Genomic DNA, 17,014 nt, shown 5'->3' with positions numbered 1-17,014 from the left:
TGCACGAGGCACGCCGCTGGGTCGTTGCCACCTGCCGTGAGACTCGGCCGTGACGACGTGGCCGACTGCGCCGAGCCTGGCGATCTCCGAGTCGGTCACCAACGCCGTCCTGCACGGTGAGGCACCGGTGCGGATGCAGGCTCAGCGGCACCGCCGAGCACCCCCGCTTCGAGGTCCACGACGCCTCCACCATCGCCCCGCAGCCGGCGACCCAGGCGAGCGGGTTCGACCTCGACGCCTTCGACCTCGACGCCTTCGACGCCCTCGACGAGGAGCAGACTCGCCGCGCTGACCACCGTCGGCCGCGGGCTCGACATCGTGGCCCGCGCCTCCGTGGTCTGGGGCGCGGAGATCGACGAGGAGGGCAAGGCGGTCTGGTTCGAGCCGGCTGCCGAGTCTGTCGGAGGAGGGCGGTGCGCCGTACCAGGCTCACCTACACGAGCAGCCTGTTCGCCGAGGACCGCACCCGGGTCGGCGAGGTCGCCGTCCAGATCAACGGCGTTCCCGTGCGCGCCTTCGGGCACTTCCAGCGCCACTACCGCGACCTGCGTCGCGAGATCCGGCTGCTCGCCCTCGCGCACGAGGACGACTACCCCCTCGCCAAGGTGCTCTCGGAGCACTTCGACGCGCTCGAGCGGCCACTGCGCTCCAACATGGGCCGCGAGCAGGTCGACGAGGCGCACGCCGAGGGGCGCACCAGCGTCGACCTCCGGCTGCGGATGCCCCGGGAGTCCGCCCGGCACATCGGCGGGCTGATCGACCTGCTCGACGCCGCGGACGAGTTCAGTCGCGCGCAGCGGCTGCTCACCGCACCGCGCACGGCCGACCAGCGCGCCTTCCAGATCTGGTTCCTCGGCGAGTTCCGGCGCCAGTCGGCCGGGGCGCCGCCGGTGCCCTGGCAGGGCAGTGCCGGGTCCGGCGCACCCTCCCGGGCGCTCTAGCATCGCCGCATGACCCCCGGGCCGCGGCACTTCCTCGCCGTGGCCGCCGGTGGGGCCGCCGGCGCCTCGCTGCGGTACGTCGCCCTGCAGGCCCAGGCCGACGGCCCCGGCTTTCCGTGGACCACCTTCGCGATCAACGTCGCCGGCTCCGCGCTGCTCGCCGGGCTCCTGCTGCTGCCGCTCGCGCGCCGCTCCCCCGTCGTGGCGGCGGGCCTCGGCCCGGGCGTGCTCGGCGGCTTCACCACCTTCTCCGCCACCTCCGAGCAGGCTCGCGCGCTGCTCGCCGACGGCCGCGCGGGACTGAGCGCCGCCTACGTCCTGGGCACCCTCGCCGCCGGCCTGCTCGCGGTCGTCGCGGTCGGAGTGCTCGCCCCGTCGCTGCCCGCGGAGGACGAGTCTGTGAGCGTCCTGCTCGTGGCGCTCGGCGGCGCTCTCGGCTCGGTGCTGCGCTACGCCCTCGGCCAGCGCTACGACGACCGGTGGCACCACGGCACGCTCGCCGCCAACACCCTGGCCAGCCTGCTGCTCGGCGCCTGCGCCGGGTGGGCGCTCACCGGCGCGCTGCTGGCGCTGGTGGGCACCGGCGTGTGCGGCGGGCTGTCGACGTACTCCTCGCTGATGGTGCAGACCCGCGACCTCGGGCTGCGCCGGGGCGGGCTCTACCTGGTGGCGACGATCGGGCTCGGGCTGGCCGCCTGCGCGCTCGGGTTCTGGCTGGCCGCGGGATAGTCCCCGGGCGGCTCAGGCGTAGCCGAGGTCGTGCAGGCGGTCGTCGTCGATACCGAAGTGGTGGGCCACCTCGTGGACCACGGTGATCCGGATCTCCTCGGCGAGTCTCGGCGGCGTCGGCGCACATGTCGAGCAGCGGACCGCGGAAGAGGTAGATCCGGTCGGGCAGCCTGGGGCAGGAGGCCCCCGTCGCGCTCGGTCAGCGCCACGCCGTCGTAGAGGCCCAGGAGGTCGTCGGGCTCGCCCTCGGGCGGCTCGTCCTCGACCAGGACCACCACGTTGTGCACCAGCCGGGCGAGACTCGTCGGGGATCTCGTCCAGGGCGGCGTCGACGATCGCGTCGAACTCCTCGGGACTCATCTCGACCGGCACCCGGCCATTGTGCCGGGCGCGCCAACCACACCGGGCGCGGAAAACGCACGACGCCCGGACCTTGCGGTCCGGGCGTGCTGGCGACCCCGACGGGACTCGAACCCGCGGCCTCCGCCGTGACAGGGCGGCGCGCTAACCAACTGCGCTACGGGGCCTTGGCTTGCTGACGCACTCGCGTGCGCAGCGGATGGAACTCTAACCCATGCCCGAGCCGGGCACCCAATCGGTGGCTGTGCCTATGCTGCACCGACGCGGGGGACGCCGATGAAAGGGCTCGGGATGCTGCGGGTGACGCTGCGCGGGGCGGGACTGCCGACGGTGGTTCTCGGCTCCGGAGAGACGCTGCTGTTCGGGCGCGCACCGCACCAGGCCCTGCCCGAGGACCCGGACGCCTCGCTCGCGCTCACCGCACTGGCGCTCCCGCGCTGCGCGCCGCACGTCTCGCGCCTGCTCGGCGAGCCTGGTCGTCGGCGAGGAGACCGCACGGCTGCGCTGGCGCGGCGCGGGCGAGACCCAGGTGTCCAGCCTGTTCGACGCCCCGGGCGGCGCGCGGCGGGTCACCGTCACCGAGGGGATGTCCCTGCTGCTCGACGAGGGGGAGAACGCGCTGACGGTGATGCGTGGGCGCCAGTCCGGCCCGTCGTCGTACGACGACCTGACGATCGTCGTCGACGTGAGCCTGGCCGAGCCGGTCCCGGTGGAACGCCCCCGGACCGTGGAGGCGGAGCCTGGAGGGCGCCGTCACCGCGCCCGCGCCGCAGGCTGGTCCGCCTCACCCGCGAGTGGTACGTCGCCCCGGCGCTCGCCGAGCCGTGGCTGACCGGCACCGACGACTACCCGCGGCCGCCGTCGAACCGGGAGATCTTCGAGCGGGTGCTCGGCTGGCACGGCTACGCCTGGAACCTCGAGCGCGCCCAGCGGGTGGACGACGCGATCCGGGCCATCTCGAGGCTGGCGTTCGGGCCGCGCGACGACCCCTTCCAGGCGGGCAGCGGCCGGGCCCAGAACGTCCGCTTCGCGATCGGCCGCCGGGCCGCGGAGGTCCGCCTGGTGACCGCGGAGGACCTCGACCTGGTCGAGCGGGCGGCGCAGCGGCGGCTCGCAGACCGGAAGGTTCCACCCCCGCAGGCCTCGCCACCGGCGCCCTGAGGTTCCTAGCCTCCGGGCAAAGGGCACCGAGTCGCCAGGAGGCAGCCATGAGCAGCAACATCCAGGGAATGGACACCGAGTACGCCCGCGAGATGGTGCGCGGGATGAAGCAGAGCGCCGGGCAGATGTCCGGCGTGCTGACCAGCGTCTCGGGCGTCGTCCAGCGCGCCAAGCAGAGCCTGGAGCGGGCCCGACGCCGAGGCGTTCGTCAACGACTGGGACGGCCAGTTCGCCCCGCAGGCGCAGGGCGCGGTGGAGTCGGTCGACGAGCAGGCCGGCGTGCTGGCCCGCCACGCGGACCGGCAGGACGCCGCGAGCGCCTGAGCGTCGTACCCGAAGGGCCGTCGGACCGCTGTCCGGCGGCCCTTTCGCATGCCCGGAGCAGGTCCCGGCAAGGCGGAACCTTCCACCCCCGGATCCCTCGACGGGCCGCGAGCCACCGGCCTAGCGTCCACCGCGTCACCCCGACGACGACAGCGAAGGAGGGCCCACGATGTTCCTCGGAGCAGACACCGAAGAGCCTGCAGGAAGCCGGCCAGAAGTGCCAGGAGGGGGCCGAGGCCACCGGCCAGGTCATCCAGTACCTGCGGGCCCTGGTCCTCGCCCTGCGGGCGGCATCGTTCTTCACCGGCGGCGCGAGCGCGGCCTATGCGCAGTACCTCGAGTCGACCGTGATCCCGTGGCTGGAGCGGGTCAAGCAGGCGCTCGACCTGTTCGCCAAGGTGCTCCTGGCGCACGCCGACGCGCAGAACAAGGTCAGCGCCGGCGAGAGCGTCGACTGGAGCGGCCTCCCGACGTACCGGAGCCCCGCCCTGCCGGCGGGCGACACCCGCGACTACCCCACCATCGTCGCCGGTGCGCCCGGCCCGGTCACGGCGAGCGCCGGCGGCTCCCCGTCCGCGCCCGTCACCGGCCCCACCACCCCCGCCGCGCCCGCCGTCGCGGGCTTCGGCCCGGCCGACCAGGTGGGCCGTGACGCGGGCGTGCCCGGTGGCACCGGCAGCACCTCCCCCGGCAGCACCTCCCCCGTCGGGGCCGGCGCCGGCGCCGTCGGTGGCACGGGCGGTGGCACGGGCGGTGGCACCGGCGGTGCCACGCCCCTGGGCGGCGGTACGCCGGGCGGCCTGCCCGCCGGCGTACCGGGCAGCGGCGACGGGGCCGGCCCCGTCACGGGCAGCCCGGCCATCGCCACCGGCACCGTCGACGGCACCGGCGGCGCGGCCGCGGTACCGGTCAGCGAGGTGGCCGGCAAGGCGGGCGAGAGGTCGTACGGCACGGCGGCAGGGATCGCCGGCGGTGCCGCGGCCCTCGGCCTCGGCGGCGCCGCGGCGGCCGCACGACGCGGCGGCAACGGCGCCGACTCCGACATCGAGCGGCTGGTCGCGAGCAACGGCCGCGGCAGTCGCGGCGAGGAGGTCCGAGAGCCTGCAGGAGCGGCTCACGGCGGCGGGCTACGACACCCAGGGCGCGGACGGGCAGTGGGGCCGCAAGACCGAGGCGGCCTACGAGGCCTGGCGCACCGACCACCCGCTGGAGATCAAGACCGGCACGGGCTACACCTCGCCGAGCGGCTTCGACTACAACCGGGTCCGCGGGGTGGAGGGCAACGCCCACGTGACGCCGGAGTTCCTGCGCCGGATGGAGGGTGTGGCCCAGCGGGTCGGCGCCCGCCCGGAGGACCTGATGGCCGTGATGGCCCTGGAGTCCAACCGGACCTTCGCCCCCGACGTGCGCAACGCCGACACCGGCGCGACCGGGCTGATCCAGTTCATGCCCTCGACCGCGCGCGGGCTCGGCACGACCACGACCGCGCTGGCGGGGATGACCGCGACCGAGCAGGCTTGCCGTACGTCGAGCGCTACCTCGCCCCGCGCCGCGGCCACATCGGCAACCTCGAAGGGCTCTACACCTCGATCCTCTACGGCAGCCCGCAGGACGACCCGAGCAAGGTCCTGTGGAGCCGCGGTACCGAGGCGTACGGCGACAACCACGGACTCGACCGCAACCGTGACGGTCGGATCACCGCGGGTGAGGCGGCGGACTCGGTCCGCACCTTCGTCCGCAACTGAGCACACCCACCCACCAGCAGCACCCACAGAGAAGGAGAAGAGCCATGGCCATGAAGGGAATGGACGTCGAGGGCGGTCGCCAGGCGGCCTCGCAGATCACGCAGGGGATGCAGGAGGCTGGAGGCGCTCGCCGGCCGGCTCACCCAGTCCATCAAGAGCTTCGAGTGGGTCGGCCCGGACGCCGACCGCAGCCGCAGCACCTGGGACACCGACTACATGTCGATGCTGCGCCAGGTCGGCGGTGCGCTCCAGGAGTTCTCGACGCTGATCCAGAACCAGGCCCAGGAGCAGGAGCAGGTCTCGGCCTGACCCGGTGCCCGAGCCTTGCCGGGATCCGCACGCCGGATCCCGACAGGCTCGGACGCCGGGCCGCCGGACCGCGAGCCGAGGAGGAGCAGCCATGCCGAGTCTGGGCCCTGTCCCTGCGGGCCTCGCCCGAGGCCGGCGTACCGTCGGCGGACGTGCGGGTGCACGCCCGCCCCGACGCCACCGTCGCCGACCTGGCCCGGGCCCTGGGCGGGCACCTCGCCCCCGCCCAGCACGGCCTGCTGCTCGTGCCGACCGAGGGCAGCCACCCGTGGCCGGCCGACCGGCGCCTCGCCGAGTGCGGGCTGCGCACCGGCGACCTGCTGGACGTCGTCTCCGCGCCCGAGAGCCTGGCTGGCCCGCGGCTCGTCGGGCGAGCGGGTGCGCGCGGTGGCGCACGTGACGACCGGGCCGGACCGCGGCAAGCGGGTGCCGGTGCGCGGGAGCGCGCTGACGATCGGCCGCGGCGCGGCCTGCACCCTCCAGGCTCTCCGACCCGCTGGTCTCCCAGCAGCACGCCCGGGTCGTGCTCGGCACCCGCCCGACGGTGTACGACGAGGGCTCCGCCAACGGCACCTCGGTCGGCGGGCACGCCCTGTCGGGCCCCCGCGAGACCGACTGGAGCACCCCCATCACCGTCGGCCGCACGACGGTCGTGCTCGACCCCGGCGAGAGCCTGCCCGCCGAGCCGGCGGTCTCCGTCTTCCGCTCCCCCCGCTTCGGCGACCCGCTCGTCGAGGACGTGCTCGAGCCTGCCCGCGCCGCCGTCGAAGCCGCGGCCGAGCCCGGTGCCGTGGATCGTGATGATGATGCCGGTGCTGATGGGCATCGCGCTCTACGTCACCACCCGCAGCACCTACGCGCTGATGTACGTCCTGGTCTGGCCGTTCATGGGCCTGGGCACGTGGTGGCAGCAGAAGCGGACGGCGGAGCGTCAGTTCGCCGAGGAGCCTGGACGTGTGGCGGCAGGACGTCGACGAGTCTGCTCACCACCATCGACGACCAGGCCCGCGCCCAGCGCGAGCAGGCGCACGAGGACTACCCGGAGCCGCAGGTCGTCCGCGAGCGCGCCGCGGCCGGGGACCCGCGGACCTGGGCGCGCAGCGAGGACCGCGCCGGCTTCCTGGTGACCCGGATCGGGATCGGCACCGTGCCGGCGCTCCTGCGCGGGACGGTCAAGGAGGGCGGCGACCGCGCCACCCGTCGTACGACGGTCCAGGAGCCTGCAGCGCCGCGACGCCCTCGCCGACATGCCGGTCACCGTGGACCTGGCCGGCCACCCGCTGGTGGCCGTCACCGGGCAGCCGGACCGGGTCGACGACCTGGCCCGCGCGCTGGTGCTGCGACTGGCGTGGGACCACGCGCCCACCGACCTGAGCGTGGCGGGCTGCCTCGGCACCGGACGCGCCGCCCACGAGGCCTGGCTGCGCTGGCTGCCGCACGCAACGGCCCGGGTCGGCGGGGAGTCGCCCGTCGCGGTCGGCACCCGCGCGGCCACCGCCCTGCTCGACCACCTTGCGACCGAGGACGGCGTGCGGGGGCACACGATCTGTCTCGTCGACGAGGGGGCGGAGGTGCCGCGTCGTACCCTCGAGGCGATCGCGGGGATCGCCGCCGAGCGCCGGCTGCACCTGGTCTGGATGGGCAGCGACCCGGACCGCGTGCCGGCGGCCACCAGCCTTCTCGTCGACGTCGACCGCGGCGTGGTCGCGCTCGCCGACCGCGGCGGCCGCCAGCACCTGGAGCGGCCGGACACCGCCGGGCTGGAGCAGGCCTGGCGGGGCGCCCGCGCGATGACCGGGAACGTCGACGAGGCCGCGGTGCTGCCGGCCAGCACCGCCGTGCCGCGGCTGGTCCGGCTGCCCGAGGTCAGTCCCGACCTGGCCGACCTGGACGACGTGGGCGCGGTCCTCCAGCGGTGGCAGCAGGGCAGCGGCCTGCGCGCCCAGGCTCGGCGCCGGCGTGGACGGCGTGGTCACGATCGACCTGCGCGAGGACGGCCCGCACGGCCTGGTCGCCGGCACCACCGGCTCCGGCAAGAGCGAGTCTGCTCCAGTCGATGATCTGCTCGCTGGCCCTGAACAACCCGCCGTCGCGGATCAACTTCCTGCTCGTGGACTACAAGGGCGGCGCGGCCTTCCGCGAGTGCGCGGACCTGCCGCACACGGTCGGCTACATCACCGACCTCACCCCGGCCCTGGTCGCCCGCGCCCTCACCTCCCTCGGCGCCGAGATCGCCGCGCGCGAGCACCTGCTCGCTGAGCACGGGGTCAAGGACCTGCCCATGCTGGAGCGCGAGCACCCCGAGGTGGCGCCGCCGAGCCTGCTCATCTGCGTCGACGAGTTCGCCGCGCTGACCTCGGAGGTGCCGGAGTTCGTCGACGGGATGGTCAACATCGCCCAGCGCGGGCGCTCCCTCGGCATGCACGTCATCCTCGCGACCCAGCGCCCCGCGGGCGTGGTGACCGGCAACATCAAGGCCAACACCGACCTGCGGATCTCGCTGCGGGTCTCCTCCGCCGACGACTCCAACGACGTGATCGACTCCCCCGAGGCGGCCCGGATCTCGCGGCGCACCCCCGGCCGCGCCTGGGTACGGCGCACCGGCCACGGCACCGCAGAGCTCGTCCAGTCCGCGTGGGTCGGCGCCCGGGAGACGCTGGCCGGCCCGGGCACGGTCGTACGGGTCGAGCCCTTCACGGCGACCGCCACCGGCGCCGGCGGTGACCGGGACGACGTCCGCCTGGACCCGCGGACCGACCTGGAGCGCTGCGTCGCCACGATCGGCGCGGCCTTCCTCAAGAGTGGCGCCGGCGCCCCGCCGAAGCCGTGGCTGCCGATGCTGCCCGAGGAGCCTGCTGCTCGACCCCGACGCGATCGCGGCCGCCGGCCGCCGCCCCGGCCAGGTGTACGTCGGCCGGGTGGACCGCCCCGACGAGCAGACTCCAGCCCGACCTGGTCCTCGACTACCCCGCCGTCGGGCACGTGCTCGTGCACGGCGCCTCCGGCTCCGGCAAGACCGAGTCTGCTGCGCACGGTCGCACTGGCGGCCTCGCTCGGCGACGCCGCGAGCGGCGCGGCGCCGTACGTCTACGCGCTGGACTACGCCGGCGGCGGGCTCACCCCGCTCCTGGACCTGCCCACGACCGCAGCCCTCGCCTCGGCCGCCGAGCCGGGCCGGGTCATGCGCACGATCCGGCTGCTGCGCCGTACCGTCGACGAGCGGACCCAGGCCCTCGCCGCCCGCGGCTGCGCCGACCTCGACGACCTGGCCCGGGCCGGCCACCTGCTCCCCCGCGTGCACCTGCTCGTCGACAACCTGCCCTCGCTCATCGAGTCGCTGGAGTCCGCCGGCGGGTTGGCCCGCGAGCACGTGGAGCAGCCTGCAGACCGTGCTGCAGAACGGGCGCCGGGTCGGCATCCACGTCACCGCCACCGCGCCGGGCCGCACCGGCGTGCCGACCGCGATCGGCTCCAGGCTTCCGGGCGGCGGGTGGTGCTGCGGATGACCACGACCGACGACTACCTCATGCTCGGCGCCCCCGCGGGCGTGCTCGACGCCGACACCAGCCCCGGCCGCGGCCTGCTCGGCCGGAGCCTGCTGCAGGTCGCCACCACCGGCGGCGCCGGCACCCCGGCCCAGGCCGAGCACGTCCGGCAGGTCGCCACGCTGCTGCTCCCGGCGGTCACCGGCCGGGCGGGTGCACCGGTGCCCGGCATGCCCGGGCGGCTGCCCGCCTCGGCGCTGCCCGACCCGATCGGCGCCACGCTGCCGCTGGCCGTCGACAGCGACGCGGTCGGCCTGGTGGAGGCGGACCTGCTGGCGGGACCGGTGCTCGTCGCCGGGCGTGCGCGCAGCGGCCGGACCTCCTTCCTGGACGGGATGGCCGAGCTGGCGGCGCGCTCGTCGGTGCCGCCGACCGTGATCCGCGGCGGCCTCGACGAGGTCGCCCAGGCGCTGGCCGCCTGGTCCGCCGGGCTCGGCAGCGCCGCGGAGGACGCGTGGGCGCTGCTGCTGCTCGACGACGCCCACCGGGTCGACGTACCGGGCGGGGAGGGGCGGGACACCGTCGCCGCGGCCATCGCCGACCACGCCCGGCTCCGGCTCGGCGTCGTGGTCACCGCCGACGTCGCCGAAGCGCGGCAGCGGGCCGCGGCGGGCGGCGTCGTGGAGACCGTGAAGCGGTCCCGGCGCGGCATCCTGCTGCAGCCGGAGTGGGCCGACGGGGACCTGTTCGGGATCACCGTGCCCACCAAGACGATCGAGCCGCTGACGGGCCCCGGCCGCGGGCTGTGGTGCGTCGCGGGAGGCGCTGTGGGCGTCCAGGTCGTGTCCGGTCCGGGAACATCCGGTGGCGAACGCTGACCGCACTCCTGGAGAGGGTTTGCGGAAGGTTCCGGGTTGGGAACCAGGACTGTTTGAGAACACTGTGCGTCGTGCGAGGGTAAGGCAGCCGACGGAGCGAAGGGACGAGAGCGATGAGGCGGATCTCGGGGCCGCGAGGCTGGGTACGACGCGGACGCTCCGCGCGCGGCACGGCCGAGCTCTCGGTCGTCGTGGTGGCCGGCTCGCTGCTCGCCGGCCTGGTCTTCGGCAACGGCCTCGCGCGCACCTCGCTCGACCTGACCGACGGGCTCAGGCTGGCTCAAGGACGAGCCCTCCGGCCAGGTGCTGCAGGTCAACCCGCTCACCGGTGAGCCGATGGGCGCGCTCGACACCGGCGACCCGAACGACCCCCTCCAGGCTCGCCCAGTACGACGGCGGCCTGGTCGTCCTCAACCGGGCGACCGGCACCCTCACCTCCTTCGACCTGGCGACCATCCTGCAGACCGGCCAGAGCCGGGTCCGCGACGGCGACCAGGTCGAGTCTCCTCGTCCACGACGAGCAGTTCTTCCGCCTCGACAAGCAGGAGGGCACCTTCGCCGCCCTGGACGCGGTGACCACCCGCCCCGTCGGCGAGATCTGGTTCTCCCCGACCGGCCTGGTCGACGCCAAGATCGACGAGGAGGGCACCATCTGGACCCTCGACCCCGAGGGCCTGGTCACCGCGCTGACCTGGTCGCCGGAGTCGAGGTCGTTCATCGTCGAGGACACCCGCAAGGTCGATCACTCCGGCCCCGGCTCGGTGCTGGTGGCCCACGAGAAGGGGGTCACCCTCTTCGGGCCCGACAACGGGATCGTCGTCCAGGTCGGCACCGGGCGCGACATCGTCCACGGCGGCATCGACATCAAGGGCCGGCTGGCCGGGCCGGGCGTCAGCCCCGACGACCTGGTCCCCGTCGCCTCCCCCGACAACGGCACCGTCGTGATCGTCTCCGGCGACCGGGTGGTCCAGGTTCCGCTGGGTGCGAGTCTGCGAGGACCCGGGCGCGCCGCTGGCCTACCACGACTCGGTCTACGTGCCCTGCGAGGGCGACGCGCAGGTTCTGCGCCTCAGCCCGGACGGCAAGGTCGTCGGCGCGATCCGTACGCCGCACGAGGGCACCGGCATCGAGCTGGTGCTCGACGACGGCTACCTCCTGATCAACGTCCAGGGCGCCGACACCGGCATCCGGGTGCTGCCCAACGGCGACACCAAGACCTTCACCCGGCGCGAGCGCGGCACCCCGGTCCGCAGCGGGCGCGACGACGACGGCTACCCCGACCTGCAGCAGAACGCCGCCCAGGACCGTGACGAGGGCCGCGACCGCGAGCCCCCGCCGCCGCTGAAGCTTGTCGACACCGCCGATCAAGTCTGCTCACGCCGCCCGAGGGCGACCGGGACCACGGCGGCAAGGACCCGGGCCGCACGCCGGGCAAGGGCGACCACGAGGGTCTGGCGCCGCCGAGCAGCGTCGTCGCCACCGTCGAGGGTGGCCGGGTGGTGCTGCGCTGGTCGCACTCCGGCCGGCCCGGGGCCGAGTCCTTCGAGGTGCGCGAGGCCGGCGGCGGACGGGTCGCGACCCTGCGCGACGGCGACCGGCGCGAGCTGCGCCTCGACGGCGGCGTCCCGAGGACACCGACCGCGTGGACGGTCACCGCGATCAACGGACGCGAGCGGGCGGTCTCCGCACCGTCCAACGAGATTCCCGACGACGGCGCGCCGGCCGAGTTCGCCGCACCGGTGAGCGTGCTCGCCACGGCCGAGCCGGGGGGCAAGGTCCGCCTGTCCTGGTCCCACGGCGGCGAGGTCGCGGCCGAGCACTTCCGCGTGGAGCGCTCCGGCGGCGTCGTCCTGGCACAGGACCTGGCGGCCGACGACCGTGACTACGTCGACGACGCCGCTCCGCTCGGCAAGCCGGTCACCTACGTCGTCACCGCGATCCGCGGCAAGGAGCGGGCGCCCTCGGCGGCCTCCAACCCGGTCACCCCGGCCGAGGCCCCGGCACCGCTCGCCGCCCCGGCGAGCGTGGTGGCGACGCCGCTGGGCGACGGCACCGTGCACCTGACCTGGACCCACGCCGGGAGCACCCCGGCCGGCCAGTTCACCATCGCCACCGGCGCCGGCACCGACGTCACCCCGTCGGCGGGCGTGGCAGGCGGCGCGCGCGAGGCGACGGTCACCGCGCCGCTCGGCACCCCCGTCACCTTCGTCGTCACCGCGGTCAACGGCGACCAGCGGGTGGCCTCGGCGCCCTCGAACGAGGTCACCCCCGCCCGCGACCCGGACCCGATCTCCGCACCGACCGGCGTCACCGCGACCGCGCAGTCCAACGGCACCGTGCGGGTCACCTGGACCCACAGCGGCACGGCAGCCGCCGAGTTCGTCGTCAACGGCGGCGGTCGCGAGCTCGGCACGGGCCAACGGCACCGAGCGCGAGGCCGTCGTCAGCGGCATCGCCGCCGGCACGCCCGTCACCTTCACCGTCACGGCGGTGCTCGGCAGCCAGACCCGCACCAGCGCCGCATCCAACGCCGTGACGACCAGCAGCCAGCCCGGCGCCCCGCCCAACGTCCGGGTGAGCGCCGAGCCGACCAGCACCATCAAGATCTACCGGGTCAAGGTGACCGTCACCTGGGGCACCGCTCCCGACAACGGCTCGCCCATCACCACCTACGACGTGACGATCGGCGGAGGAGGCCTCGGCGAGCGCACCGTGCGGGCCACCGCGGACCAGCGCACGGCGACCGCGACGTTCAGCCTGCAACTACCTCGACGACAAGCTGCGGCAGCCTCGGCGAGGACTTCGTCGCCACGGTGACCGCCACCAACGCCTTCGGCACCGGGCCGGCGGGCAGCAACCAGACCGACCTCCCCCCGCCGCCGCAGCCGGGCGCCCCGCCGAACGTCCGGGCGAGCGGCGACTTCCAGCGCACCGGAAACCCGCTCTACGCCGACGGCACCTGCACCATGTCCGTCACCTGGGGCGCGGCCCCCGACAACGGCTACCCGATCGAGGGCTACGACATCACCTTCGGCGAGGGCGCCTCGGCGATCACGAAGAGCACCAACGGCGCCGGCCGGGACGCGAGCGCGACCAAGGACTGCGAGGCCGGCAACGGCGCGCAGGACTTCACCGTGACCGTGCGCGCCCGCAACAGCAGCGCCACCGGTCCCGCCGCGAGCGCCACCGGGACCCTCAGCACGGGCGGGCGCTGGACGTGCTGGCCCGATCCCCCGGTCGGCCCCGGCCAGCAGTGCCGCTGATCCCCCACGACCCGCAGGAAGGCCACCTCCGTGACCGCCACCATCCCCGCCACCGCACCGACCCCGCACGACATCGCCGACTTCCGCGCGCTGCACCAGCGGGTCGGCGACGCGATCGAGTCGGCGGTCCACGGCAAGCGCCCGATCGTCGACCTGGTCCTGGTCGCCACCTTCACCGGCGGGCACGTGCTCCTCGAGGACGTGCCCGGCACCGGCAAGACCACGCTGGCGCGGGCGACGGCCCAGGCCCTCGGCGGCACGGTACGACGCATCCAGTTCACCCCGGACCTGCTTCCCGGCGACGTCACCGGCACGACGATCTTCGACCCGCGCGACGGCGCGGTGCGCTTCCGGCCGGGCCCGGTGTTCGCGAACGTGCTGCTCGCCGACGAGATCAACCGGGCCGCGGCGAAGACCCAGTCCGCGCTGCTGGAGGTGATGGAGGAGCACACCGTCACCGTCGACGGCGAGGCGCACCCGGTGCCCGCGCCCTTCGTCGTGATCGCCACCCAGAACCCGGTCGACCTCGACGGCACCTACCGGCTCCCGGAGGCACAGGCTGGACCGCTTCCTCATCCGCACCGCGCTCGGCTACCCCGACATCGAGCACGAGCTCGACGTCCTCCGCCCGGGCAGCACCGCCGGCGTCATCGGCCAGGTCGCGGCCGTCACCACGCCCGCCGAGGTCGCCGACCGGATGGCCCGGCTGCGGCACCTGCACGTCGCCGACCCGATCCTGCGCTACGTCCGCGAGATCGGCGCGGCCTCCCGCAGGGACCCGCGGGTCCGGCTCGGTGCCAGCACCCGCGGGCTGCGCGCCCTGGTCCGCTGCCTGCAGGTGCACGCCGCCGCGCAGGGCCGCCACTACGTCATCCCGCACGACGTGCAGCGCCTCGCCGAGCCGGTGCTCGCCCACCGGATCGTGCTCTCCCGCGAGGCGGCGCTCGGCGGGCACACGCCCGACGCGGTGCTCCACGACGTGCTGCAGACCGTGGAGCCGCCCCAGCCGGACCGCGGGTGAGTCGTGGCCCGCGCCCTGCCTGAGCCGCTCGCCGCGCTCACGCCCCGCGGCCGGCTGAGCCTGCTCGCCGCGCTCGTGCTGCTGGGACTGGGCCTGTGGTGGCACTACCCGGTGCTCGCCGGACTCGGCGGCATCCTCACCGCGCTGGTGCTCGCCGAGCCTGGCCGCCTGCTACGGCGCCCCCCCGGGTCGTCGTACGACGCGAGGTGGACCCCCGCGTCGTCGTCCGCGGCGCGAGTCTGCCGCGGCGAGCCTGCGGTTGTCCGGGCGAGCGCGGACGGGCCTCGCCCGGCTCGACGTCGCCGACCAGGTGGACGGCCGGCGGGTGCCGGTGGCCCTGCCGCGCGGCGCGGGCGACACCGGGGTCGGCTACGACATCCCGACCTCGCGCCGCGGCCTGGTCGACGTGGGCCCGCTGCACGTGCGCCGCTCCGGGCTCACCGGCATGGCGTCCCGCTCGGCCGAGGCGGGCGACGTGCTGCAGGTGCGGGTGCTGCCCCGCCGGATCCCGCTCGCCGGCATGGCGCCCGGGCACCGACGGGCCGTCAACGCCGGCGGCGACGCGATCGAGCACGGCGGGACCGACCTGGTCGGGCTGCACGAGTACACCGTCGGCGACGACCTGCGCCGCCTGCACTGGCCGACCTCGGCCCGCACCGGCACGCTGATGGTCCGCGAGGACGCCGACCCGTCCGAGCCGCACCTGTTCGTGCTGCTCGACGACCGGGCCGCGAGCCTACCCGGGCCCGGGGACGGAGTTCGAGGAGGCGGTCGAGCTCGCCCAGGCGCTGTGCCACGCCGCGGTCGCGGCCGGGAACCCGCTGCGCTTCCGCACCGCGAGCGGGCTCGCCGAGGTCGACGTCGCCGGGCGCGACGCGGGCCTGCGCAGTCCCGAGGCCGAGCACCTGGAGTGGCTGCTCGCCGAGATCCAGCCCGTCGAGGAGCCGGCGCTCGCCGACCTCGGCACCCGCGACCTCGACGTCTTCGCCGCCGTCACCGGCCGGGACGCCGACCTGCCCGACCTCGCCCTCGCGGCCGCGTCCGCGCTCAGCCAGTACGTCCTCCTCGTCGACCCCGCGCCCGCCGCCGGCGTCGAGCAGCGGGCCGGGCTGCTCCTGCTCCGCGGCCGGACCTCCACCGACCTGGCCGCCGCCTGGGAACGGACCGTGGCCCGGTGAGCGCCCGGGAGGCCGCCGCCACCGCGTGGACCGCCGCGCTGCTCGTGTCCGGCAGCGTCTCCCTCGCGCTGGCCTGGGGGCACTGGCTGCCGCCGCTCGTGATCGGCGCGGCGGCCGTCGTACCGATGCTGCTGCTGCGTCTGGCGCTGCGGCTCGGGGTGTCGCGCTGGGCGAGCACCTCGGTGCTGATGATCCTGCTGGTGCTGGTGGCCTACCTGCTCAGCGCCGAGCGCGGGGCGTCGTTCACCAGCACCGTCTCCGACGCGCTGCCGCTGCTGCTCACCGAGCCGCAGCCGCTCGCGGTGAGCGCCCGGCTGCTCGCCGCGCCGGTGCTCCTGGCCGGGGTCGTCAGCCTGCTGGTCGGCCTGCGCCGCGAGCGCGGCGCCCGCTTCGCCCCGGTGTGCGGCGCCCTGGTCCTGTACGTCGCCGGGCTGCTCCTCACCTCCGGCGACGGCGACCCGCTCGGCCTGCTCGCCGCCGCGATCCTGGTCCTGGCGCTGGCCGGCTGGGCGCTGCTCGACGAGCACGGCGAGCCCACCGCGCGTCGTAACCGCGTGCTGCTGCCGGTCGCCGCGCTGGCGGTCGGGGTGGTGGCCGGGGTCGCGGCGGTGCCGGTCAGCAGCGCCTTCGACCCGCGCGAGGTCGTGCACGCCCCGACGACCGAGGAGACCGTGCCCAACCCGCTGCCGCAGCCTGCACGCGTGGCTCCTCGACCCGGCGGTCGAGTCTGCTGCGGGTCAAGGGCACCGCCTACCCGCTGCGGCTGGTGACCCTGACCGAGCACAACGGCGCGAGCCTGGGAGGCGCCGACCAGCCTACGCCCGGTTCGGCAGTCTCGGCTCCCCCGCGCTGCCGCGCGGGCCGCGGCAGGCCGTGCTCGACGAGCGGATCGACGTGCGCGAGCCTGGCCGGGCCCTGGCTGCCCACCCCCGGTACGCCGACCGAGACTCGGCGTCGACGGCGCGCTCTACGACGTCGAGACCGGCGCCGTCTACGCCCCCGACCGCGAGCCCGGGCTGTCCTACGACGTCTCCGCGCAGAGCGACGCTCCGGAGCCGGCCGACCTGGCCGAGGCGGCCGTCCCGGACTCGGACGCGGCGGCGCCGTACCTGCAGGTGCCGGACTTCGGTGCGTCGGGGACCGAGCCTGGAGCAGACCCTGCTCGGCTACGCCCAGGAGGCGACCGCGACCTCCCGCACGCCGTACGAGAAGGCGGAGGCGCTGGAGCAGGCCGTGCGCGGCAGCCGAAGGGTGGACCCCGACGCGCCGTCCGGGTCGAGCGGCGCCCGGATCGTGGCCTTCCTCGGCGGCGAGCCCGGCACCTGGGGCGCCCAGACCGGTACGTCGGAGCAGTTCGCCACGGCCTTCGCCCTGCTGGCCCGGATGTCCGGCCTGCCCACCCGGCTGGTCGTCGGCTTCAAGGCCGGCACCGAGCAGGCCGACGGCACCCGGCTGGTCCACGGACGCGACGCGCTCGCCTGGCCGGAGGTCTACTTCGAGGGCCAGGGCTGGGTGCCCTTCCAGCCGACGCCTGAGGACAACACCTTCTCGCGCCCCGACGTGAAGCCGCCGCCGGAGCAGGCCCCACCGCCGCCCACGCCGACCGACCAACCGAGCGAG

14 protein-coding genes, 1 tRNA gene and 4 pseudogenes are annotated in these 17,014 nt (G+C 75.4%); 15 read left to right on the top strand and 4 right to left on the bottom strand.

All coding sequences use genetic code 11. The features are described from left to right. Nucleotides 1-116 precede the first annotated feature (116 nt). Entirely contained in the window at nt 117-941 is an 825-nt protein-coding gene (locus G5V59_RS27680; RefSeq protein ID WP_278258632.1) for a hypothetical protein, read from the top strand. Nucleotides 942-950: 9 nt separating this feature from the next. Beyond that, nucleotides 951-1,670 (top strand): CrcB family protein, encoded by a 720-nt coding sequence (locus G5V59_RS27675; RefSeq protein WP_278258631.1) that lies wholly within the window; start codon nt 951-953, stop codon nt 1,668-1,670. A 12-nt stretch (nt 1,671-1,682) separates the two neighbouring features. Here the strand turns inward: G5V59_RS27675 and G5V59_RS27670 are convergent. The 3 genes and pseudogenes from G5V59_RS27670 to G5V59_RS27660 all read right to left on the bottom strand — a co-directional run. Beyond that, nucleotides 1,683-1,778 (bottom strand): annotated as a pseudogene (locus G5V59_RS27670) (metallopeptidase family protein); the annotation flags it as partial. 122 nt (nt 1,779-1,900) lie between these two features. Beyond that, nucleotides 1,901-1,945, bottom strand: a pseudogene (locus tag G5V59_RS27665) (hypothetical protein); the annotation flags it as partial. A 175-nt stretch (nt 1,946-2,120) separates the two neighbouring features. Further along, a tRNA-Asp gene (locus G5V59_RS27660) sits at nt 2,121-2,197 on the bottom strand. Between the two features lie 109 nt (nt 2,198-2,306). On the opposite strand from G5V59_RS27660, the gene G5V59_RS27655 reads away from it, so the two are divergent. The 8 genes from G5V59_RS27655 (at nt 2,307) to G5V59_RS27620 (ending at nt 11,242) form a co-directional block, all read left to right on the top strand. Beyond that, on the top strand, nt 2,307-3,191 hold the full coding sequence (locus tag G5V59_RS27655) for a hypothetical protein (RefSeq protein ID WP_278258630.1): 885 nt from the start codon (nt 2,307-2,309) through the stop codon (nt 3,189-3,191). 47 nt (nt 3,192-3,238) lie between these two features. Next, nucleotides 3,239-5,260 carry a hypothetical protein gene (locus G5V59_RS27650; protein ID WP_278258629.1) on the top strand — a complete coding sequence of 674 codons (2,022 nt, stop codon included), beginning with the start codon at nt 3,239-3,241 and terminating at the stop codon, nt 5,258-5,260. 44 nt (nt 5,261-5,304) lie between these two features. After that, nucleotides 5,305-6,696, top strand: coding sequence for a hypothetical protein (locus tag G5V59_RS27645; RefSeq protein WP_278258628.1), 1,392 nt, complete (start codon nt 5,305-5,307; stop codon nt 6,694-6,696). Nucleotides 6,697-6,828: 132 nt separating this feature from the next. After that, the gene (locus G5V59_RS27640) at nt 6,829-7,629 is read left to right on the top strand and encodes a hypothetical protein (protein ID WP_278258627.1); all 801 of its coding nucleotides are present in this window, start codon (nt 6,829-6,831) and stop codon (nt 7,627-7,629) included. Then, the gene (locus G5V59_RS27635; protein WP_278258626.1) at nt 7,626-9,932 is read left to right on the top strand and encodes an FtsK/SpoIIIE domain-containing protein; all 2,307 of its coding nucleotides are present in this window, start codon (nt 7,626-7,628) and stop codon (nt 9,930-9,932) included. Before G5V59_RS27640 ends, G5V59_RS27635 begins: the two co-directional genes overlap by 4 nt. A 113-nt stretch (nt 9,933-10,045) precedes the next feature. After that, nucleotides 10,046-10,264: a hypothetical protein gene (locus G5V59_RS27630; protein ID WP_278258625.1), complete on the top strand. Its 219-nt coding sequence runs from the start codon at nt 10,046-10,048 to the stop codon at nt 10,262-10,264. Further along, nucleotides 10,236-10,508 carry a hypothetical protein gene (locus G5V59_RS27625; RefSeq protein ID WP_278258624.1) on the top strand — a complete coding sequence of 91 codons (273 nt, stop codon included), beginning with the start codon at nt 10,236-10,238 and terminating at the stop codon, nt 10,506-10,508. The genes G5V59_RS27630 and G5V59_RS27625 overlap by 29 nt, the downstream gene beginning before the upstream one ends. Beyond that, nucleotides 10,505-11,242 carry a hypothetical protein gene (locus tag G5V59_RS27620; RefSeq protein ID WP_278258623.1) on the top strand — a complete coding sequence of 246 codons (738 nt, stop codon included), beginning with the start codon at nt 10,505-10,507 and terminating at the stop codon, nt 11,240-11,242. Before G5V59_RS27625 ends, G5V59_RS27620 begins: the two co-directional genes overlap by 4 nt. A 54-nt stretch (nt 11,243-11,296) precedes the next feature. On the opposite strand, the gene G5V59_RS27615 is transcribed toward G5V59_RS27620, so the two are convergent. Further along, the gene (locus G5V59_RS27615) at nt 11,297-11,449 is read right to left on the bottom strand and encodes a hypothetical protein (protein ID WP_278258622.1); all 153 of its coding nucleotides are present in this window, start codon (nt 11,447-11,449) and stop codon (nt 11,297-11,299) included. Here G5V59_RS27615 and G5V59_RS27610 point away from each other — a divergent pair. The 5 genes and pseudogenes from G5V59_RS27610 to G5V59_RS37840 all read left to right on the top strand — a co-directional run. After that, on the top strand, nt 11,429-13,195 hold the full coding sequence (locus G5V59_RS27610; protein ID WP_278258621.1) for a hypothetical protein: 1,767 nt from the start codon (nt 11,429-11,431) through the stop codon (nt 13,193-13,195). The two genes, G5V59_RS27615 and G5V59_RS27610, sit on opposite strands and share 21 nt — an antisense overlap. Before the next feature lie 30 nt (nt 13,196-13,225). Beyond that, nucleotides 13,226-13,696 (top strand): annotated as a pseudogene (locus G5V59_RS27605) (AAA family ATPase); the annotation flags it as partial. A 196-nt stretch (nt 13,697-13,892) separates the two neighbouring features. Then, on the top strand, nt 13,893-14,216 hold the full coding sequence (locus G5V59_RS27600) for a hypothetical protein (RefSeq protein ID WP_278260100.1): 324 nt from the start codon (nt 13,893-13,895) through the stop codon (nt 14,214-14,216). A gap of 259 nt (nt 14,217-14,475) precedes the next feature. Beyond that, nucleotides 14,476-16,164 (top strand): DUF58 domain-containing protein, encoded by a 1,689-nt coding sequence (locus tag G5V59_RS27595; RefSeq protein ID WP_278258620.1) that lies wholly within the window; start codon nt 14,476-14,478, stop codon nt 16,162-16,164. A gap of 103 nt (nt 16,165-16,267) precedes the next feature. Continuing rightward, nucleotides 16,268-16,909 (top strand): annotated as a pseudogene (locus G5V59_RS37840) (transglutaminase-like domain-containing protein); the annotation flags it as partial. Nucleotides 16,910-17,014: the final 105 nt, after the last annotated feature.

This window comes from Nocardioides convexus, assembly GCF_011090295.1.
The sequence above is the reverse complement of the archived record's forward strand: the minus strand, read 5'-3'. Positions and strand labels throughout refer to the sequence as shown.